19 protein-coding genes are annotated in these 21,199 nt (G+C 51.5%); 7 read left to right on the top strand and 12 right to left on the bottom strand.

What is annotated here, in order from left to right; genetic code table 11:
- Positions 1-139: 139 nt before the first annotated feature.
- The 10 genes from groL to RA157_RS12465 all read right to left on the bottom strand — a co-directional run bounded on the left by groL (position 140) and on the right by RA157_RS12465 (position 7,995).
- Positions 140-1,786: a chaperonin GroEL gene (gene groL, locus RA157_RS12510; protein WP_350333461.1), complete on the bottom strand. Its 1,647-nt coding sequence runs from the start codon at positions 1,784-1,786 to the stop codon at positions 140-142.
- A gap of 57 nt (positions 1,787-1,843) precedes the next feature.
- Positions 1,844-2,131, bottom strand: coding sequence for a co-chaperone GroES (groES, locus tag RA157_RS12505; protein ID WP_350333460.1), 288 nt, complete (start codon positions 2,129-2,131; stop codon positions 1,844-1,846).
- A 109-nt stretch (positions 2,132-2,240) separates the two neighbouring features.
- Complete coding sequence (locus tag RA157_RS12500; RefSeq protein ID WP_350333459.1) at positions 2,241-3,017, bottom strand: hypothetical protein; 777 nt, start codon at positions 3,015-3,017, stop codon at positions 2,241-2,243.
- Between the two features lie 180 nt (positions 3,018-3,197).
- Entirely contained in the window at positions 3,198-3,401 is a 204-nt protein-coding gene (locus tag RA157_RS12495) for a hypothetical protein (RefSeq protein WP_350333458.1), read from the bottom strand.
- A gap of 336 nt (positions 3,402-3,737) precedes the next feature.
- Positions 3,738-4,292, bottom strand: a complete 555-nt coding sequence (locus tag RA157_RS12490) for a hypothetical protein (RefSeq protein WP_350333457.1) — start codon at positions 4,290-4,292, stop codon at positions 3,738-3,740.
- Positions 4,293-4,355: 63 nt separating this feature from the next.
- Positions 4,356-5,039, bottom strand: a complete 684-nt coding sequence (locus RA157_RS12485) for a transposase (RefSeq protein WP_350333456.1) — start codon at positions 5,037-5,039, stop codon at positions 4,356-4,358.
- 464 nt (positions 5,040-5,503) lie between these two features.
- The gene (locus tag RA157_RS12480) at positions 5,504-5,797 is read right to left on the bottom strand and encodes a hypothetical protein (protein WP_350333455.1); all 294 of its coding nucleotides are present in this window, start codon (positions 5,795-5,797) and stop codon (positions 5,504-5,506) included.
- Between the two features lie 360 nt (positions 5,798-6,157).
- Positions 6,158-6,529: a hypothetical protein gene (locus tag RA157_RS12475; protein WP_350333454.1), complete on the bottom strand. Its 372-nt coding sequence runs from the start codon at positions 6,527-6,529 to the stop codon at positions 6,158-6,160.
- A 175-nt stretch (positions 6,530-6,704) separates the two neighbouring features.
- Positions 6,705-7,256: a hypothetical protein gene (locus RA157_RS12470; RefSeq protein WP_350333453.1), complete on the bottom strand. Its 552-nt coding sequence runs from the start codon at positions 7,254-7,256 to the stop codon at positions 6,705-6,707.
- 205 nt (positions 7,257-7,461) lie between these two features.
- Positions 7,462-7,995 (bottom strand): hypothetical protein, encoded by a 534-nt coding sequence (locus RA157_RS12465; RefSeq protein ID WP_350333452.1) that lies wholly within the window; start codon positions 7,993-7,995, stop codon positions 7,462-7,464.
- Positions 7,996-8,329: 334 nt separating this feature from the next.
- On the opposite strand from RA157_RS12465, the gene RA157_RS12460 reads away from it, so the two are divergent.
- From RA157_RS12460 to RA157_RS12440, 5 genes are all read left to right on the top strand, one after another.
- Complete coding sequence (locus RA157_RS12460; RefSeq protein WP_350333451.1) at positions 8,330-10,033, top strand: Hsp70 family protein; 1,704 nt, start codon at positions 8,330-8,332, stop codon at positions 10,031-10,033.
- Entirely contained in the window at positions 10,020-11,312 is a 1,293-nt protein-coding gene (locus RA157_RS12455) for a hypothetical protein (protein WP_350333450.1), read from the top strand. Before RA157_RS12460 ends, RA157_RS12455 begins: the two co-directional genes overlap by 14 nt.
- Before the next feature lie 59 nt (positions 11,313-11,371).
- Positions 11,372-13,048 carry a hypothetical protein gene (locus tag RA157_RS12450; protein ID WP_350333449.1) on the top strand — a complete coding sequence of 559 codons (1,677 nt, stop codon included), beginning with the start codon at positions 11,372-11,374 and terminating at the stop codon, positions 13,046-13,048.
- Positions 13,049-13,107: 59 nt separating this feature from the next.
- Positions 13,108-14,715, top strand: coding sequence for a hypothetical protein (locus RA157_RS12445; RefSeq protein ID WP_350333448.1), 1,608 nt, complete (start codon positions 13,108-13,110; stop codon positions 14,713-14,715).
- Between the two features lie 235 nt (positions 14,716-14,950).
- The gene (locus RA157_RS12440) at positions 14,951-15,910 is read left to right on the top strand and encodes a hypothetical protein (RefSeq protein ID WP_350333447.1); all 960 of its coding nucleotides are present in this window, start codon (positions 14,951-14,953) and stop codon (positions 15,908-15,910) included.
- Between the two features lie 466 nt (positions 15,911-16,376).
- Here the strand turns inward: RA157_RS12440 and RA157_RS12435 are convergent, their stop codons facing one another.
- Together RA157_RS12435 and RA157_RS12430 are read right to left on the bottom strand one after the other, a co-directional pair.
- Positions 16,377-18,422 carry a CHASE3 domain-containing protein gene (locus RA157_RS12435; RefSeq protein ID WP_350333446.1) on the bottom strand — a complete coding sequence of 682 codons (2,046 nt, stop codon included), beginning with the start codon at positions 18,420-18,422 and terminating at the stop codon, positions 16,377-16,379.
- Complete coding sequence (locus RA157_RS12430) at positions 18,423-18,560, bottom strand: hypothetical protein (RefSeq protein ID WP_350333445.1); 138 nt, start codon at positions 18,558-18,560, stop codon at positions 18,423-18,425.
- Positions 18,561-18,772: 212 nt separating this feature from the next.
- Here RA157_RS12430 and RA157_RS12425 point away from each other — a divergent pair, with 212 nt between their 5' ends.
- Both RA157_RS12425 and RA157_RS12420 read left to right on the top strand, forming a co-directional pair.
- On the top strand, positions 18,773-19,222 hold the full coding sequence (locus tag RA157_RS12425; RefSeq protein WP_350333444.1) for a GNAT family N-acetyltransferase: 450 nt from the start codon (positions 18,773-18,775) through the stop codon (positions 19,220-19,222).
- A 261-nt stretch (positions 19,223-19,483) separates the two neighbouring features.
- A complete protein-coding gene (locus RA157_RS12420) occupies positions 19,484-21,169 on the top strand; it encodes an exo-alpha-sialidase (protein WP_350333443.1) in 1,686 nt (561 codons plus the stop codon).
- Positions 21,170-21,199 lie beyond the last annotated feature (30 nt).

Genomic DNA, 21,199 nt, shown 5'->3' with positions numbered 1-21,199 from the left:
TGCCTAGGCAGCAGATTACATCATGCCGCCCCCGCGATGCCCGCATCGCAAAGCAAAACAATGAGCATGGGCGGCGAGGCTACGAAAAAAGGCCGCCCCAGGGGACGGCCTTTCTCAAACTTTGTGCCTGGGTAGCAGATTACATCATGCCGCCCATGCCGCCCATGCCGCCCATGTCTGGCATTGCAGGGGCTGCGCCGCCGTCTTTCTTAGGAGCGTCGGCAACCATGGCTTCTGTGGTGACCAGCAGGCCAGCAACGGAGGCGGCGTCCTGCAGAGCGGTGCGAACCACCTTGGCCGGATCGATGATGCCGGTTTCAACCATGTTGACGAAGGTTTCGTTCTGAGCGTCGAAGCCAAGAGCCGCGTCGCCTTCGAGAACCTTGTTCACAACGATGGAGCCTTCAACACCGGCATTGTCGGCGATCTGGCGGATCGGAGCTTCCAGAGCCTTGGTGACGATCTTGATACCTGCCTGGATGTCTGCATTGTCAGACTCAACGCCTTCAGCAGCACCTTTGGCGCGGAGCAGAGCTGTACCACCACCCGGTACGATGCCTTCTTCAACGGCAGCGCGGGTTGCGTTCAGTGCATCGTCAACGCGGTCTTTTTTCTCTTTCACTTCAACTTCCGTTGCACCGCCAACGCGGATTACGGCAACGCCACCGGCGAGTTTCGCCAGACGTTCCTGAAGCTTTTCACGGTCATAATCGGAAGAGGTTTCTTCGATCTGAGCCTTGATCTGGCTGACACGACCTTCGATGTCGCCCTTGTCGCCAGCGCCGTCAACGATGGTGGTCTCTTCCTTCGTGATGGCAACTTTCTTGGCGGTGCCGAGCATGTCGAGCGTAACGCTCTCGAGCTTGATGCCAACGTCTTCGGAGATCACGGTGCCGCCGGTCAGGATGGCGATGTCTTCGAGCATGGCCTTACGACGGTCGCCGAAGCCAGGAGCTTTAACAGCAGCGATTTTCAGGCCGCCGCGCAGCTTGTTGACAACCAGAGTTGCCAGGGCTTCGCCTTCAACATCTTCAGCAATGATGAGCAGCGGACGGGAAGACTGAACAACAGCTTCCAGAATAGGCAGCATGGCCTGCAGGTTGGAGAGTTTCTTCTCGTGCAGCAGGATGAACGGATCTTCCAGATCAGCGATCATTTTCTCAGCATTGGTGACGAAGTATGGAGACAGGTAGCCGCGGTCGAACTGCATGCCTTCAACAACTTCCAACTCGGTCTGAAGAGACTTTGCTTCTTCAACCGTGATAACGCCTTCATTGCCGACTTTCTGCATGGCTTCAGCGATCATGTCGCCGACTTCTTTGTCGCCGTTTGCAGAGATGGTGCCGACCTGAGCAACTTCCTCAGAGGTGTTGATCTTGGTGGAACGGCCTTCGATGTCGGCAACAGCAGCTGTCACAGCCAGGTCGATGCCGCGCTTCAGGTCCATCGGGTTCATGCCGGCAGCAACAGCTTTTGCGCCTTCACGAACGATAGCCTGAGCCAGAACGGTAGCAGTGGTGGTGCCGTCGCCTGCAATGTCGTTGGTCTTGGAAGCAACTTCACGGACCATCTGAGCGCCCATGTTTTCGAACTTGTCTTCCAGTTCGATTTCCTTGGCGACAGAAACACCGTCTTTCGTGATGCGCGGTGCGCCGAAAGATTTGTCGAGAACAACGTTACGGCCTTTCGGGCCGAGGGTCACTTTGACAGCATTTGCCAGGATGTCCACGCCGCGCAGCATGCGCTCACGGGCATCGGCGCCGAATTTTACGTCTTTAGCAGCCATAATACTTTCTCCGCTGGGAGATGGAATTCTTCAATATCGGATGAGATCAGAGCGGGCTTACGCCAGAACGCCCATGATGTCGGATTCTTTCATGATCAACAGCTCTTCGCCGTTGATCTTGACTTCCGTGCCGGACCATTTGCCGAACAGAACGCGGTCGCCAGCCTGCACGTCGAGGGCAACCAGCTCACCCTTGTCGTTGCGTACGCCATTGCCTACAGCAACAACTTCGCCTTCCTGCGGCTTTTCCTTGGCGGTATCCGGAATGATGATGCCACCGGCGGTTTTTTCCTCGGATTCAACGCGACGCACTACGACGCGGTCATGAAGAGGACGAAAGCTCATGTCAGCCTCAATCTCTTAAGTTAGGAAAGGCCCTTCCTGCGGCACCTTTCCGGGTTGATCTGAACTGTTAGCACTCATGATAAGAGAGTGCTAACAGGCGTCGCATGATTTAAGAAGGCGGGGCGCAGGTGTCAAGGATAAGGCGTGAAAAAACTTCACCGGCACGTGATTGAGCGGAGGCGTGGTTAATGGGGGAGGTTTTGTTTCTCTCACCATAGCCCGTCTTATCGAAAAACAGAGGCATAGGGAACTGCCACAGGAAATAAGCCATCTGCGGCTGATGTGGCTGGCACTGATGGCTGGTGGTCAAAACCCATTGGGGATAATCCGGTTTGCCGCCTTCAAGACTGCCCTTACGGATAGAAGAGACAATATGGGCGGCATCGCCCTGAAGAACTGAAGCATCAAGATTGCTCTTGGAAGGTCTGGGCAGAAGCGGCCAGTGTGGTTCCGGGCAATCGATAGCGGTTCCCTCAACGCAGGCCCAGCGGGCCTTGGCTGTCTCAAGCGCCTGCTCTCCAGCTCGCGCATAGTGATCCAGCGCTGCCAGGAAATGATCAAAACGGCTGCGCCCCAGATGGAACTCCAGCCCGGAGACATTCTGTTCCCCTTTGGTCAGGACAAGGGCTGGGCGCAGGAGAGCGAGATAGGACAGATAAGCCTTGATCGTGGTCTCAAGCTGGGTTTGATAAGCCTGAAGCATTGCCTGATCTGATGCTCCGAACAAGGCGCGTCTCCGGCGTTCCAGAGCGATCATCTGGTCCAGCACCTCAGTCGGATACAAAATCGTGCGCACCCGATTGCCCCGAGCCAGGTCATAGTGCTGATCGGTCAGGCTGGCGATCTCCTCCCGAGAGGCCCGGAGGGCGGCAACAGCGCGGGTCATCTGCGAGAGATCCACCCCCCGGCAGAGCGAACAAAGGCAAACGACGGGTCTCGGTCAGATAACGGGCCTCAGGTATGCTTTGCTCTGCCACAACAACAGCCCCCGCCCCAAGGAGCATGGTCAGACTCAAGATCAGGCCCAGGATCAGGCTAAACATCAGGGGCTTGAGAAGCCCTCTCATCACAGGCGGGCGCTCAGGCTGCGGCAGGCACTGGGGCTGCCGTAGAGTTCGCCATCCACGATCACGCCCCGCTTAACCTTGGCTTCGTAGGTACAAGTCAGCTGGCTCGCAATCGAGCGATAGCCCGTCGTTACCCATTTGCCGTTGATATAGGACTGGATCGGCTCCCGTCTTGTATAGGGCTCACGCACTTGCCAGGCCACTGTACCCTCTTCCTTGCGGCGGAAAGAAGGTGCGCCCAAGCGAGCGGAGACCGCCGAGACGGGCTTACCCGTGAACTCTGCAAACAGCGGGCCGTATTCTTCCTGTACGGAAACGCAAGAAGCAAGGAAGAGAGGGAGGAGAAGGCCACAGAATAGGCGGGCCTTCGTAAGACGGGCATTCATTGATAACAACCTCTGCGGAAACAGCTAGTCACACGAGCATCACATTTTGGAGGACGCAACGCGAAAAGTTGAAGCTGGAAACTGGTATTGTGCTGTTGCTATGCCGAAGTATCAGGAATTAGAACAAGCCGAGTAATCAGAAAATATGATCCGTCAAATCTTTATCATTTCACCCGTACCAACACGCTCCGTTTCTGACAGTCGCACTTGAGACTTCAGATACTCGCGGAAGGTCCGCTTGGTATTGCTCACCATGCCGGTGTTTTCGTCAAAATGATACACGATTTCGGGATTATCGCTTAATTGGCCATAGTCGTCTTCAACAGTTGTAACTCTTATCGGTTCGTCCGCACGAGTCCTGAGAAAGAAAAACTGAGTTTCGCTTTCGATGGAGATCAGGAACGGACTTCCGGATCTGAACGGGCGGTTATTCCGGATTAAATCTTCTCTAAACTCAAATTGTTGAGCAAGGTGCCCGCTTATCATAGCGGGTGTCTTGGCGGCATAGTAGCCTTGATAAAAAATCAGGTCAGGAAGTAGAACGTCACCTGATGAGCGTCCAAACTCTTGCAAAAAAAGACGAAAGTCACCCCCTACCTTGATAGAGTAAAAACTTTCAATTTTTTCGATCTCTTTGTCTGAGTATCCTGCGATCTGCGACAAATTACATTGCAAACCAACCACAACATCATCAATCAATCTGGTCATGGATTAACTCCGCTAGAACCCTCAAAGATAGTGAGAATTACCAGAATTACGGTGACAGTTTACTTAATTATTCCCATCCTCCACAATCTGCTTCGTTTTCGGTCCTCGTTTCTGAGGAGCCAGGCGGCGGTTAAGACGGCGCTCTAGGTCTTGGGTAAACGACGCACTTCCCAAAGGTCGCCCGGCCGTCTCTCCCCGACGCAACACGGCATAAACCTCATCGCTCTCCTGATGATCCAACAGGAAACGCCTAAAATCAGGGATGCGGGTCAGAACAGGCTCACATGTGGTGATCCCGTCATCTCGCCCTGATAAAATCGCATGGACACTGCTCCACGGCCAGTCTTCAGCACGTTCTACCAGTCGGGCTCTGACCGGATTAAGAGCGACATAGGCAAAGGCTGTCAGGAGATGATCCTCATCCATGACAACAGAACCAAACCGCCCCTGCCAGAGATGACCGGTCCAGCGGTTACGTGCATTGATCCGCCCGGCATATTTCCTGTGCACGTGAGCCACCGTCGTCCGCAGGCCATCCTCATCCCCCGGCACCACGATTAGGTGGACATGGTTGGGCATCAGGCACCAGGACCAGATTTCTGATCCACTCACTCTCAGAGCATCAGACAGAAGGTCAGCATAGGCCTGATAATCATCACCAGAAAAAAACACCTGCTCACGCCGGTTCCCCCGCTGGGTCACATGATGCGGAAGACCAGGAACAACAATACGTGCAAGGCGGGCCATGCTGAGACTGTAAGAACAAAATGATAATTAGTAAACTGTCACCGTAATTCCTAATTAGTAAACTGTCACCGTAATTCCACCGTAATTCCAATACTATTTTAGGATGCAGAGTTTGTAGGCTTAACGCCCTATCGTGAGGAAAAGCCGCTCTGGATCCCGGCTCGAGGCCGGGATGACAATCTGGTGGGTGGGATTGAGGCAAGGGAATGACCGCATCCTCTTTGTCATGCCGGACCTGATCCGGCATCCAGTCGGGCATAAACCACACGCTCAGAACCTGCGACCTTGATCACCCCGGTCAGAATTACGGAGTTACGCGGAATTTCGGGGAATTTCGGTGACAGTTTACGTAATTCCAGCTCTCATACCGCGTCATCCTGCCAGATAGTACGTCGCTGCAATCCAGCCACGACAGCCAGTAAAATGCTAAATTTGTAACTGGCAAACTATTACAGTAATTCGCCCTATCCTTTTGGAAGCTTATTCGCCATTTCTTTGAATTGATCAGATGTTAGCCCTGTCAGAGTTGGCATTTCCCAATCAAAGAAACGATCATCTGCTACAGCCTGAAAGATCAATGATCTAAGGCCGGAGAGCTCTGAGGTGGTTAGCTGATCGCTCGGAACCAGTTCGCTTACCACTTCATAAATATGCTTGGCAGGAGCATCAGCCTCGCCTGCACACAACACAATGTCTCCGCGGTCTTCGAGATGGAGCAAAGCCTTTTTTATTAATTCCATAAGAAGGTTATCGCTCATCAATACAGCTCCGCTCTAGCCAGCACCCAGATACACGGTCGTTCCAATTTTGCTGCCAGGTTTGTTCAGCAGATTTTCGATTACGATGACAGTTTACGTAATTCTAGCTCTCATACCGCGTCATCCTGCCAGATAGTGCGCCGCTGCGAGACATCCACATTAGCCAGTAATATGCACCATTTGAAATGTGAGATGTAATTAGTAAACTGTCACCGTAATTTACCGTAATTTAAATTATTCCACATAATCAAAGAGATAGCATTTAGAAGGCATCCAATCGCACACAGTCAAACACAGCCAAAAGCAAATTTAATCAACGCCTTAACCAGGCAGCTAAATAGAAGAGACAATAGATTTAGGTCATACTGAGTAAGGAAACAGCGGGACGGTATGGCACTCAACGCCTACAACTTTCGATCGTCGCAAAAAATCAAGAACCGTAGTCGCCGACCCTGAGAAGAGTTCTGAGCCTCGCGTTTGAAGCGCTTTTCTAGCCTGTAAAAAATTCATGCCGGAAGCATGCGATACAATCCTGACATGTTCTTTGTTTTCAAAGTCCCCGCAATCCAGAATGACCGAATAAAGCTCAGTGTCTGCCTCAATTGGCTCAATGTTCGTAGTCACGACAATCCACTTATCGCAGGCTTCACAATAAATCCCATAGAGCGAACCTTCGGTTTTCAACTCACCGCGCCCGCCACAGTCAAGGCATTCCTCTAGATCAGCCGACAACGTTACCTCCCGGAACTACGATGACAGTTTACGTAACTCTAGCTCTAATACCGTATCATCCTGCCAGATAGTGCGTCGCTGCGAGACAGCCACGACAGCCAATAAAATGCACCGTTTAAAATGTGAGATGTAGTTAGTAAACGGGCACCGTAGTTCGTAATTCCGTAATTTTCACTCACCATTCTTGATCAACTAAGTCCATCTCGTTCACACTTTGGAAAGTGTCAAAGTGCACCTTCTCGGCATCAAGCCGATATCGATGCTTTCCCAATCTAAAAGTACAATTTTTTGAGCTTAGATTTTCAATCTGATCCGCCGGATCGCCATCGGGCAAGTAAGTCACTTGCAATTTGAAATCAGGCATGTGCACAAAAAAGATCAGACAATTCTTTGATTTATTCTGGAAGTTCGGAGGAATACTCCCTTCCACAAAAGCCATTTTCAGTTCTAACGTGGCTGATCTATAATGCAACTTCATATTCAAAACGGATAAATCATTAAGTGTGTCACACCCAAGGACTTGCTGAAGCCGCGCCTCTAACTCTGGATGATCAAATAGCATCTCCCGCTCCTCCTCGTTGAACACATAGCGCCCGGAGACACCCGGAATACTTCCGACCTTAACACCTTCACCATTGAAGACATCAACATCGAAGTGAGGTTCTCCAGCAGCTTGTCCGGTAAACTGGGGATGACCAAATAGTCTGTCGCTGCGATCAAGACACAACAGCTATCAAAGTGCACCATTTGCATTACGATGACAGTTTACGTAATTCTGCCTCTCATCCCACGTCATCCTGCCAGATAGCGCGTCTCTGCGAGACATCCACATTAGCCAGTAAAATACACCGTTTGAAATGTGAGATGTAATTATTAAACGGGCACCGTAATTGCGTAATTGACACCTTGTATGTACAGTTTATTTTGCCTTTTTACAAAAAAGCTCTCGTCCATGTAAATGTATTCGTTAGCTCGTCATTTAGATAAATAAATTTCAACTGAGAATCCATCAGTATGTCATTTATATTGGAACTCGAATCACATCCGCAATGATGACATAGTGTCTTTTCATTCACCACCGTCACTAAATCATTAAAATCACTAATATAATGCTTGTGTTCAATATTATGCTGTTCTAAAAATTTGAAAAACTTCCTACTACCATTACGATCCCTAAACCAACTCCTCTTAAACCCGCAAAATCTTACAAACTTCTTTTCTGGTCTATAACTGTAAATATCTAAACTTTCCAAACCCACATTGTCTAGCTTCCCCGTATCATTCCAATCAAAGTACAGGTTAACTCCAGGATAAAAAATCTTAGAAGGTGTAGAGTCACAATCTGATACAGGGAAAATATCAAATGGCTCTCCCCATAAATCCAGCATCTCTTTGTAATACATACCCAAGTATAGAGGAGATATATCTCTATTCTTCAAAATATTAAGGGCGCTGATTTTTTTCATTCTACTTCCTAAAAACTGCCGATATCGCTAGCTTTTCCATCAAACGACGCGAAAAAATTTCGATCTGAATTACAGTGACCGTTTACCTAATGATCCCCCATCCTCCACAATCGGGTTTGGTTTCCACCTTCCACAGGTAGAACGCCTTTCTGGCCGGTTGTAATGCACCAACCATGGCTGCCGTATAGCGCCGGAATCGAAGTCTGGCCCTGTCACGGTAATTGCTCACCGTAATTGCCTGACGCTGTCTTTGCAATTCAGGTTTGCAATACCCGATCCGGGCGATTAAACGTCTCACAACTCTATGAATGTGGTGACGGGGAACGGCGAGACGATGATAATTGGTATAGATCTGGGGACGACAAATTCGCTGGCGGCTTATTTCACTGACGAAGGTCCCAAGCTTATCCCGAATTCACTCGGCCAGGATTTAACGCCGTCCGCAGTTTATCTGAAAGACAAAGCTGAAGTTGTAACAGGGGCTTCAGCGAAAAATCATCTGGTGACCCACCCGAAAGACGCAACGTCGAAATTCAAACGTTACATGGGCACCAACCAGCAGACGCGGCTGGGAGAGCAGAACTTCCGTCCCGAAGAGCTGTCCGCTCTGATCCTCAAATCTCTCAAGGCTGATGCGGAAGTTCATCTTGGCGAGACCGTCACGGAGGCTGTAATATCCGTGCCGGCTTATTTCAATGACATCCAGAGAAAAGCCACGATCGCAGCGGCTGAGATTGCCGGACTGAAGGTCCGACGCCTGGTCAATGAACCCACAGCAGCCGCCCTTGCCTATGGCCTGCAAGACAAGGATGGTGAGAATACCTTCCTCGTGGTTGATCTGGGAGGTGGTACTTTCGATGTTTCAATCCTGGAAATGTTTTCCGGGGTCATGGAAGTCAGAGCTTCTGCCGGCGATGCTTTTCTTGGTGGAGAGGATTTCACGGATCGAATCCTCAATCATTTCCTTGATAAATTGAAGCTCAAGGCCAAAAAAGTCTCTGCCGATGACCTGGCCCGCCTGAGAGCATTAGCTGATCGCGCCAAACATGCTTTGACTGAACAGTCTGCCGTTGAGTTCTCCTATGCCTATAAGGGCGCAGAACATGCGTTATCCCTGAGCCGAACCAGTTTTGAAGAGATGGTTAGCGACCTTGTCGCGAGGATGCGTATCCCGATCCAACGAGCGATTTCTGACGCTGGCTTGCGGGCGGATGAGGTGGATCGTATCGTTCTGGTTGGCGGCGCCACCCGCATGGGCATTGTTCGGACGCTTATCACCCGGCTTTTCAAGCGCTTTCCCGAGCATGATCTCGACCCAGACCGCGTTGTCGCACTGGGCGCGGCTGTCCAGGCCGGTCTGGTTGCGCGAGACAAAGCTCTCGACGAGATGGTCATGACAGATGTCTGCCCCTTTACGCTCGGCTATGAGGTATCCAAGCAGCTTCCGGGGCATGACAAATGGGAAGACGGCCTGTTTTCTCCGCTGATTGAGCGTAACACGGTCATACCAGCAAGCCGAACGACAGAAGGGTCGGTTTTGAAGCCCGGGCAAACAGAAATTCAGCTGAATATCTTCCAGGGCGAAGCTCCTTATGTGAAAGACAATATTCAGATCGGTTCTTTCAGCATCAGAGTGCCTCTCAATCGCAAAGAGCGGGAAAGTATCGAGGTTCGTTTCACCTATGATAATTCCGGCGTTTTGGAAGTCATTGCCAAGAGCCTAACAACGGGAAACCACAAGAAACTCATCATTGAGGGCAATCCCGGTGCCTTAACACAGGCACAGATTGAAGAGCGTTTCAAAGAGCTTGAGAAAATCAAGATCCATCCACGCGAAGAGGCCGCCAATGAAGCCATTCTGTCCCGGCTTGCTGCGGTTTATGAGAATTCTCTTGGCGAGAAACGGGAATATATAAGCGATCTTCTCTCGCAGTTTAATACTGTACTCAGCAGCTATGACAAGCGCGCCATAGACGAGTTCAGAGACCATCTGGCAGCTCAACTGGAGAGCCTGGAGGACTCTGATGTCTTCAGCTGACCCATTCAGTGTTCTTGAGATAGAGCGCAAGGGCGCAACGCTGTCGGATGTGAAAAAAGCGTATGCCCGCCGCTTGAAAATCGTTAGGCCGGATGATGACCCGGCTGGCTTTATTGCCCTTAGGGAAGCTTACGATCAGGCGCGCAACATTGTGCGTTACGCGGAGTCAGTCGTAGATGATGAGCCGTCTGAGGCCTCTTCCGAGCAGGCGGGACGGGAGAATGACTCCGAGGATGACGGATCTGAAGAGATCTCTTACTGGTATGATGAAGACCTCCAACTGCAGCTTAATTCATCATCCGTCGGGCAATTACTGGAGCAGTTTTGCCGCTGGGCGCTGGATGAAGACAAGTCTTCGGCAGAAGACTTTATGGCCAAGTTGTCGGCAGAGCCAGCCTTTCGGAATCCAAAAGATTTTCGCGCGCTCTCTACGCAATTGCAGTATTGGGTGTCCGAACAAGCTGATTTTGACTGTTACGATTATTATGATCATTTTACAAACCCGCCGGAGATTACAAGGCCTGAATGGCTCTCAGATGACTTGATCATTGCCATCGAGGCCAGGTTCAACTGGTTGCAGGAACAGCCGTCGAATCCTTACGAAGCCTCTGTTCTCAACTGTATCATCGAGCTCTTTGAGCCGACGCTTCTGAAGCATGGTCATCTCGACACGTCCGTAACCCGCCACGATGTGGAGGCTATCCATGCCAGACATGTCGAAGAGGAGAGCAAGGACGAGTACGGTTCTTTCTATGATCGGAAAAACCACGAGTGGGTGGATATGTCGCCTGCTGCAGTCGCGCTGCGGGATGCTGAAAAACTCAGCGAGACGCCCTGGGGGTCTGATAACCTGGACGCATGGCGTGAACTCCTCAATCGGGAAGAGCTTCAGGTTATCGACCAGTTCCAGTCCCTGAATGACAGACTTCGCCACTTTATCTGTCAAAAGACCGGCCTCAATGACAAAGACGCGCCACAGCGTCCACGTTGGCTGAGTGCGCGACTTATCTGCCTGCTGGATGATACATTTGGCTGGTACAATCAGCATGGCCGAACATACTGGGAGCATGAGCAATATGGCTGGCTTCATCGTATTATCGCGCCGCATAGACAGAAGCCCGATATTGAGCCCAAATTCCAGAATTGGGAGACCCTTGACAAGAAAAGCTTTGAGTATCTCGGCTACCAACCCATGCCGTGGTTTCTCAGTGGTGCCGCATTGCTGGCTGGTTATGCCAGCTTTCGCGCTCTTCAAACTCTAACGTGGCTCTCCTTATGATGGGCAGTTTTTTTCTTTGGGGAGTCCTGATTTATCTGGCTTTCAAATGGTGGAAGCCAGTGACGAACTGGGCTCGATCCGTCCGCTGGACCAAATTCCGCCGCAGGGATATAGGCCTGAACCTGGCAGCACTTAGCTGCATTCTTGTTTTTGAGCTGTTTTACCCGACATTCGGCATTGTATCAGTCATAGAAAATATCCGCCCGGGTCATGACCTGCGTCAGACCGAAGCGGATTGGCCCGAAACCAGCATCAGAATGGGAGACCTCGCTGCGGTCGACCCGGACCTCAAGGATCTTGCCCGGTATTCGTCTGATTACTTTCGAAGGGAATGGGAGGACGTCGAGACCTCATTCAAGTCGAAACTGGAAACTCTGAGATATGAGATCCAGCGTATTTTACGAGCCAGTCCAACGACCAGACAGTTCTCGTCACTCGCCGAATTTGCCGAAGGGAGACGAGCCTATATTCATCAGCATTATGACCGGGAAGGACGGTACGCTGAAACAGCAGAATATAAAGATCTGGATGAGACGTCGCAGGAGTTCTACAAACTGTTGCGCTCCAAAAAACATCGCTTTCTGATGTATCGCCTTTCCTCACGTTTTGCGTTCCTTGAACAGAAGGAAAGAACCGAGGCGGCTGATCTTTTTTTACCCGACTATCCTGATCTGATTGAATTTCTCTATACATCCATGCAGATCCGGAGTGTTGATTACAACACGCCGCGACCCGTCCATTCTCTTGGTCGAACTGGACGGTTGATTGATGCAGCATTGCGCCAGGATTTCTCTTTACGACCCATAACCTATCTTGAGACATCCTGCGGATTTGAACTGAGTGGAACAGCCACACGGGATTTTGCGATGCGCCGGGTCTGCAACTCGCATATCCCCCTATCCATCCAGTATGATTTGACCCAGTCTAACTGTGCTGCCAGCGGGGATGCCCCGCGTCAGTGTGTCGAATCCTGGAATGCGCCGCGGTTGCAGTTCAGGCTTGACGCGAGGGGAATTGAGTTTCTTCCCTTGCAGAACAGATCCAGCCCGGTGAACAATCGAACAGGAATTTCTCAATGGGTTCTTATCGTTGACGGGAAATCCCATCTTCTGGATCAGCACGTACTGATTGGGTGGGATATATGGGACCAGATGGACCACAAGCGCTTCCTGCTGAAACATCAGGCTCGTCAGCCAGATCGAAAACCCCAGATCTGGCAGAGTTTATATCTGGACACAGGGCTTGATCTGAAAACCGCATTATCCAGGCCTCAAACAGTACCTGACACGCTTGAGGGACAGCCATTCCTTGAGCGAGCACATCAGTACACCGTCACCTCAGACCTCCAGATGCTGCGCCTCCTGGTGGAACCACTCACGCCATTGGATGCTCCGGTCTCAGAAGGCGCTTCCGAGCAGCAATACAAGACGCTCTACAGGCGTCTCGACGATTATCTCGACCACCTCGACAGCTTCGTCAGATATCACGGCTATTATGGCAATGGTTATTGCGACCCGACTTATCGGGGGCGCCGCCACCTTCCAGAGAAACAAGACATCGAAACAGACCCTGCTTACGAGCGCCTGCATCGCGTCTATCTCAGGAAGTCCGGTAAACTCCACTGTGAGCGTGTCATCGCATCACGTCGCCTCATCAAACTTCTATCGCATCAGGTTCTTGCCAAGTTTCGCTTTCTTTGTGAGGCGAGAGGCGGCGCAAGTAACTGTTCCTACTGATTGCTGTTGTTACGCAACGTTACAGTGTTTCTGATCTACCAGGTTCCGCGACTTCACCCATGAACATCGTCCTTCTTATTATATTCCTGCCAATTATCTGGGCCATATTGAAGCGGATATGGCACCTTGCCAGCTATATATGGCGGACAATCAGGCGGGTTCACTGGAGAGAGCTGCGTCGGCAGGACGTCTACAAGACCATCGCTGCCTTGGTCTTTATTGCTCTGTTTGAAGTTTTCTATCCGAGTTTCTGGTCCTACAGTTCTACGCAATCGGGTTCATGGAAAACGGCCATATCATTGGAGCTCGACACGCCTCTCCGCGCTGATGTTCCAGTCACGGAGGTCGTTGCAGATGCCCCCTGGTTATCGTTTTTCACGCAACGTAGTGAAGAAGAGTGGAAGCAACATTTAAGAGAGATACAGGTAGAGGCAGACCAACTGATCGCAGAGCAAGAGAGAGCGGCGTCTCTCTTTGAGCAGGCTGAGAGTGCACACCAGGCCTATATAGAGCAGCACCCGGAAAAATCTGAAGAATTTGACCCGAAGATGGCTCGCAAACTGCAAAGCGATGCCAGCGAAAAGCACAAACAGAACTCTAAAGCCTGGTCCCGGCGGCGTGCAGCGGAGAAGAAGCTTGAAGCTGCGAAGAGATATGCAGCCCGGTTTCACACTGAAGCCACGTTTCCCGCAACACCATATGCCATTGAGTTGATTTACAGGAATCAGGAAGGCTTGCCGGCACAGGTGCAGGAAGCATCATCATCTAAAAATATAACCCGTTTTTTTAATGGTCTTCATCACGCGCTACGCAGGTCTTCTCACCTCAATGCGGAAAGACGGATGGAGCTGTCTTGCCAGATTGCCGTCATGACCGGTGAGACGAGTACCGTTTCTGTTGAGCGCTATTGCGACCTGATTTTACCCATTGGGGCGCGATATGACCTCGCTTCTCTTTCCTGCCCTCGAGCACAGACTAAAAGCTCCTGTGCGGAGCGCTGGCATTACCCGTATCTGCATCTCCGTCTCCGGGAAGACCAGCTGACAATCTACCCGCCAAAACCTGGCAGAATATCGGATAGTGATGATGTTGAGTTCAGTTCTCTGTCCCATTGGCAGGTTACGGTCAATGAGCAGACGCATGTTCTTACCGAACCGGTTACAATCCCCCAGCCCAGAATGACGACACTCCCGTACATTGCTCTTCTTTTGACGCACGAACCCCGGAGTTCTTCAGGTGCGACTTATGAGTGGAGTAATCTTGACTACGATGCGGGGTGGTTTTCATCAGTCAGAGATTTGATTCTGGCGCAAGACAGTTCTTCCGATCATGCGTTTACCGGACGGCGATATCCATTGCTCCTCAACGAAAAGCTGCTTGCTGATCTCCCTGAGATTCAGGCCTTCCTCGGGCCTGCAAAACCGTTCAGGTACATTCCCGATTTTCTCACTCGTTTTGATCGTAAAAAATATCAGGTTATCCGTACCTCGAGAGACAAAGCCTGCAACGTTCCGGTTGTCCAGGAATATGGCAAGCCCGATTGGTCAGACCACGAGCGAGACAGGTTCAATATGTTGTATAATGACAACCAGGATGCCTCTTGTCAGGTCCGACTGGCGAGCTGGATGCTTGGAGAAGCCCTTAAATCACACATTACAAACCGCTAGAACGACGAAATCACGACGGCAGTTTACTTAATTCGACCTCTCATGCGGTGCTATTCTGCCGGATAGTGCATCGCTGCGAGACAGCCACGATAGCCGGTAAAATGCCACATCTGAAATGTGAGATGGAATTAGTAAGCGATCACTTTAGTTGTAATAATTTCCTATTAATACATCTAAATAGTTGCATTAAATGACTCATAACTATTAAATTACTCCCTTAAGTTGGGAGGCATAAATGAAGAGGGTAACATTCTTCGTAATTTCAGCATCGTTCATTTTTGCGGGTTGCGCATCCGTACCAAGACCCAAAGCATGGAACATAACCACTACGGATGTTATCAAGAATATCAGATGTGAACTCATGAACGCCGCTTGGCGCAAACACCCTGAGAACAAAGCCCTGCTAAATGGATGGGGAGTTGATGTCGATCTGACACTGAAGGTGTTCCAGAAGAGCGGTTTATCTGCAGATGCTGCATTCGTAGTGCCATTGAACCCCGGCACCTTTACAATCGGATTGAGTGCTGGAACGACCGGTGACGCAACAAGATCAGAGCGAATTCAATTCAGCGAGCGGATAAATGACTTGAACAGAGAAATTGCTCCACTCGCCTGCGACCATTCATCTGACAGCAAGGGAAAGCGCGCTCTACTTAGTGATCTACGGATTGCAGACTTTCTCGGCGGTGCGCTGGACTCCAAAAACAAAGCAAAAATTGACATCAGCACCCTAACCTACACGGTTAATTTTGCTCTTACGGTCGACGCTGGTGCAAATCCTCAGCTATCAGCAATTCCACTCGGGAACTCTCGAACATTTGGCGGAAACCTCAACTGGTCCGCCACTCAAACAGATACCCACACCCTGGCGCTAAACTTTGCCAAACTTCCTAAAGCAAGCTGCGAGGTCAAGGAGGTGGATGGCAAATGTCCTCTACCTGTGTATTTGGTGAAGGACGATAGAACACGCACTGTCCAAAGACAGCTTAAAGGCGGAAATTTTCTCTCCGATGGTACGACCCCGACATTTACTGAGGAAGTATCCGAGCCTAAGAATACTATTAAGCGAAACCCTGAACAAAGAACCGCAGGCCAATTGACCGACGAAGAAAAAAGAGTACTTCAAGATGCTGCAACGCGCAGCACTCTTCGGTCTATAGAGAATGAACTTATAAATGACTTGAACCCACAATAGTCGTGGTCAAACTTGTAACCCTTCCCCTCCACATGCGATCGAGCAATGGTTAGGGGAAGAGTTACTTACCAAAAATTACCGTAACAGTTTACTCAACTCCCTTTCTCTCAGCCACAGAAGAACACACAACAACCCTCGCCCTTTTGTTGGCTAACCACCACCATCGGGGAAAAACTCATCCCATAAACTACTTCTGTGCCCCTCACTTCACGCCAGCGCAAGCATTGCTTCATCTGGAGGGGCTGTTTTGGAGCCTGGCTCGGGCCGGAGTGGCAATCTGGCGGATGGAGTGAAAGCGGAGGAATACTCCATTTTCAGCTCCTTGATGGATTACGGTACGGCATCCAGCCAGAGGTAAGCCGCAGTGCTTTCTTGCTCCGTGCGCCTTCTCCCCAAACAAAAAACCGCCCGGACGCTGTGCCCGGGCGGTTTGTATCTGTCAGATATGGTTTCGTGCTGGAGGTCTTTACGCTGCCCGGATGTCGGACAGGAAGACGTCGATTTGCCTGTCGAGCGTATCAGACTTCTGCGCAAGCTCCCCGGCAGCACCCAGAACCTGGCCCGCGACTTCACCCGTCTCGGAAACAGCGGACTGAACGGAACTGATATTGTCTGCAATCTCTCTGGTTCCGGTGGCGGCCTGCTGCACGTTCCTTGAGATTTCCTGAGTAGAGACGCTCTGCTGCTCAATGGCACTTGCAATCTGCACGGCCGCCTCTCCCAGTTGACCGATCACAGTCTGAATCTCGCCGATTGAGGCCACCGAGTCATTCGTCGCTGCCTGCATGGAACCAATCTGGGAAGCGATTTCATCTGTCGCCTTTGAGGTCTGGTTCGCAAGTTCCTTGACCTCTGCGGCAACAACCGCAAAGCCCTTGCCTGCATCGCCGGCCCGTGCCGCCTCAATTGTGGCATTGAGAGCAAGAAGATTGGTCTGCTCGGCAATGTCATTGATCAGCTTGACCACATCCCCTACCTTCTGCGCCATGTCAGACAGGTTCTGAATAGTCTGTGTTGCCTGGCCGCTGGTCTGCTCCGCCCGCTCGGTGATGGTACGGGAATTCTCCACCTGGCGGCGGATTTCGGAGATCGAGCTGGACAGCTCTTCAGAGGCTGCCGCAACGGTCTGCACATTGGTTGATGCTTCTTCTGCTGCACCTGCAACAACCACAGACTGCTGTCCGGCTGTGTCAGCGGTTGTTGCCATGCCTTCAGCAGTGGACCGCATCTGCGACGAGGCCGAAGCAATGGTCTGAACAACGGATTTCACGCTGGTCTCCAGATTATCCGCCATCTCAAGCTGAGCCCGGCGCTTTTCTTCCTCGGTGCGCTTTCCGGCCTGCGCCTGCTCTTCTTCAAGGCGCTTCTGCTCAATGGCGTTTTCCTTGAAGACCTGGGTGGCCTGGGCCATCTCACCAACTTCATCGCGACGTTCTATGCCAACGATGTCCACGGCCAGATCACCATTTGCCAGATTGCGCATGGCCGATGTCATCCGGCCAATCGGCGTACCGATGCTGCCACCTATAATCCAGGCCAGACCAAGCCCAAGGATAATGGCGCCAATGGCACCGCCTATAATAACCGTATTGGTGGTCTGAACCGTGGTGACATTGCTGTCTTGGCGCACGGTCATCAAAGCCTCTTCCTCAGCTTTGAAATCGGCCATCAGCTGCCGGAACTTGTCGAAATACTGCTTTCCGCGCGCTTCACCGACCAGATCGGCCATATCGTCCATGGTCTTGGCACCGCCGATCTCGCGACGCAGGGCAATCATCGGCTCGACAACGTCTTTCCGCCAGTTGGCAATGTTCTGTTGAATATCCTCGATCAGCTTGACCTGTACAGGATTGTCACTGACCGTTGCCTTCAACTCGTCAGACAGCTTGCCGAAACGCTCGCCGCCGGATTTATAAGGCTCAAGAAATTCTTCCCGGCCTGCAAGCAGATAGCCGCGCATACCGGTTTCCATATCAACCGCTGATGCCAGCAGGTCCTGCGCCATTGCAAGAACCTTGTAGGTGTGCTCAACCCATTTCAGCGAGTTCTGGATATCTGCCGCGGCTGCAATCCCGCTCTGCATCTTGATCTGGAAGATTTCCCGGCGATCTTTCAACAGCACCTCTTCCCGCTTGGCGAACGTCGCGATCTGTTCACGAAACTTGTCGAAATAGACCTTGCCTCGGGCTTCTCCAACAAGATGAGCCACATCGTTCATGGTTTTCGCGTCGCCAATCTGGCGCCGCAGCTCGATCTGCATGGACGTGACATTGGACTGCCACTCGCGCAGGGTGCGTTCGACCTCGCCCAGTCGGGCAACCTGTCCCGGATTGTCACTCACTGTCTGCTGCAGCGCGCGGATACCATCATAAGTCGCCCGCTCGCCATTTGTGTAGGGTTCAAGAAACTCTTCCCGGCCCGCAAGCAGGTAACCACGCATGCCAGTTTCCATATCAACAGCCGAAGCAACAATTTTCGACGCTTCAGCCAGAACAACGCGCGTGTGATCCACTCACTTGTTCGTCCCGGCAATCCGGTCAATGCTGAAAATCGATACAGCGCCAATCAGCGCAAGAAGAACCAGCGGCGCACAAACACCAACCAATACCTTTGCTTTTGTTTTAAGGTCTGAGAACCGGAACAGTCTCATAATCTTTATCCCCCGAGTTCAACAGCGATGCTCTGATATCGTTTCAGATACATCATTAATTAACAAAAAATGAGTTAATTTCAGTTAAAACCCCCTAAATAATTATCATTGAAAATAAAAATTTATAGGCAGAATTCAGATCCATCGAGTCTTGAGTGCCTTGCTCAATCCCCCTACCCTGCCTGTTCATATTGCAACGTTCAGGACAGGTCATGCGGTTCATCTGGAAGCAGTTTGAGGATTTCACCACGGCAGAGCTCTACGCCACGCTGAAGCTGCGCTTTGATGTTTTCATCCTTGAGCAGCGATGTTTTTATCCGGAACTGGATGACGCTGACCAGAATGCCCGGCATCTGCTTCTGCTGGAGGGTGACAGCATGCCGCCGCTTGCCTATCTCCGGGTCAGGGATGCACTTGACGGGCTCTGGATCGGTCGTGTGGTGGTTCATCCGGACGCGCGTGGTGAGAAGCTCGGCCAAAAGCTGATGCAAAAGGCACTTGATGACCTGACCGGGACAAATCCGGGACGCCCGATCCTGCTGCAGGCTCAAGCCCATCTGGCCGGGTTTTATGGCGGGCTTGGTTTCAAGGCCATCTCTGAGGTGTATGACGAGGATGGCATTCCACATGTGGACATGCGGCTGGAGAGTATGCCCGGATAATCCCTGTCAACAGGTCATCTGGCTCCCCGGATCAGGACCCAGAGGTTTATCCAGTCTTTGCTGAAAAGCCTGATGGGTTATAATCCAACCTTTATCAGCCCCAGGCCTTTCAAATCAGGGATATTGACCGTGCGCTCTTTGAAAACAGTCTTTTCTCTACTCTTGCTTCTTACACTCACCCTGCCGGCATATTCCGCCTCCCTCAGGGATTTTGTCTTCCACCGGCCATTCAATACCCATTTTAACGCACCCGGTGATGGTATGATCTATCCTCTGACAAGGGACGATGAACCGGCTGACGGGGATTACAGCATCAGTTTCTGGTTCAAGGCCAAGTCAGATGCGGATGGTGCGCTTCTCTCCAAAGGGAATTATTTCAGCAAGCATCATGGCTGGCGGTTTTTCCTCAACGACGGCAAGCTGATTTTCCGCGTGACCACCAATGACAGGAAAACCGCCGCGCAGAAACAACCCTACAAGCTCAACAAATGGCACCATGTGGTTGGTGTCATTGACCGGGCAAAAGGCCAGGTCAGGCTCTATCTGGATGGCCGTGGCAAACCATCAGCAGATGGGGGCGGAGGGGCCGTATCCAACCGCCTTTCAAACCGGATTATCCAGTCTCCCCAGCCCCTGCGTATCGGATATGCCAGCAATCCTGATACCAAACATGCCGACAGGCAGCTGTTCAAAGGCCGTATCGCCAGCCTCAGGATCTACAAGGCCCGTCTGACAACAAAACAGATCAAAAAGCTCCGCAAGGCTGGGGCTCGCCAGATCGTCAAGAGCCCGAAGGCACGGTTTCGCGAAAGCGTTGTTTTCCGCCGCACCGACCAGCATTGCTATCGTATCCCGGCCATTTCCCGCCTTCCATCTGGCAAACTCATGGCGCTGGCCGAGCGCCGTCATGGGTATTGGGGGAAGCTGTGCTCCGATCATGGCAAGATTGATATTGTTGCGGCCTATTCAAAAGATAACGGCAAGCACTGGTCCAAGGAGCAGGTTGTCGTCAGCTACAAGCATGGTGATTTCACCGCGATGGCTCTTGGTGACTGGGTTGCCGTCAACAATCCTGTGCCGGTCGTCGACAAACGGGGACGTGTGCATATCATGTTCAATGTCTCCACCTCTCAATACAGCTTCAACAACAGCCAGAAGGCGGTCACACGTGGCGCGGCTCTCAGGACATCGTGGATCGTAAGCTCGAAAAATGAAGGCAAGAGCTGGAGCGCTCCCAAAAACATCACAAAACAGGTCAAGAAACCCAAGTGGCGGTTCTATTCCCATGGTCCTGGCCATGGTCTGAAGGCCAGCAATGGCCGCCTTATCATCCCGACCTATCACAACAATGGACCCAAGGCGAAATCACGGGTCAGCCTGGCTTTCAGTGATAACAATGGCAAACGCTGGCGTCTTGGCAAACCAACGCCCAATGGTGGTGTCAGCGAGTCTCAGGCTGTGGAGCTGCTCGACGGCTCGATACTGGTCAACTCTCGCCGTGTTGGTGACCGCAAGCCATTCAGCAGACGTGTTTCCATTGCAAGAGACATGTCGAACCTGTCCCGTGCAACACCTGACAAGTCCCTGCCCTCGTCTCGAAGTCATGGCAGCTTCTCCCGCTATTCCTGGCCCAAGCAGCGTCAGGGAAAAAGCCTGCAAAAGGGAGGAGATTACGCCCGGAGGCAGACATCCATGCTTGTATTCGTCAACCCGGCCCATACCAAACACCGGAGAAACCTCACCGTCCGGATATCGGAGGATGAAGGCCAGACATGGGCATATTCCCGCAGGATCAGAGCACGCAGTACCGCTTACTCTGATTCAATCGCCACAAAGAACGGTGGCATCGGGGTGCTTTACGAAGGAACGATTTCCCAGTTTGATTCCAAACAGGCCATTCTGTTCGCCACGTTTACACCGGAGTGGGTGAAAGGCGGCAAACGGTAGAGCGTCATATTTATGACGCTTTGCCACAGA

It is taken from the genome of Coralliovum pocilloporae (assembly GCF_030845175.1).
GTDB classification, from domain to species: domain Bacteria; phylum Pseudomonadota; class Alphaproteobacteria; order Rhizobiales; family Cohaesibacteraceae; genus Coralliovum; species Coralliovum pocilloporae.
This window is presented reverse-complemented; position numbering and strand designations above follow the sequence as displayed.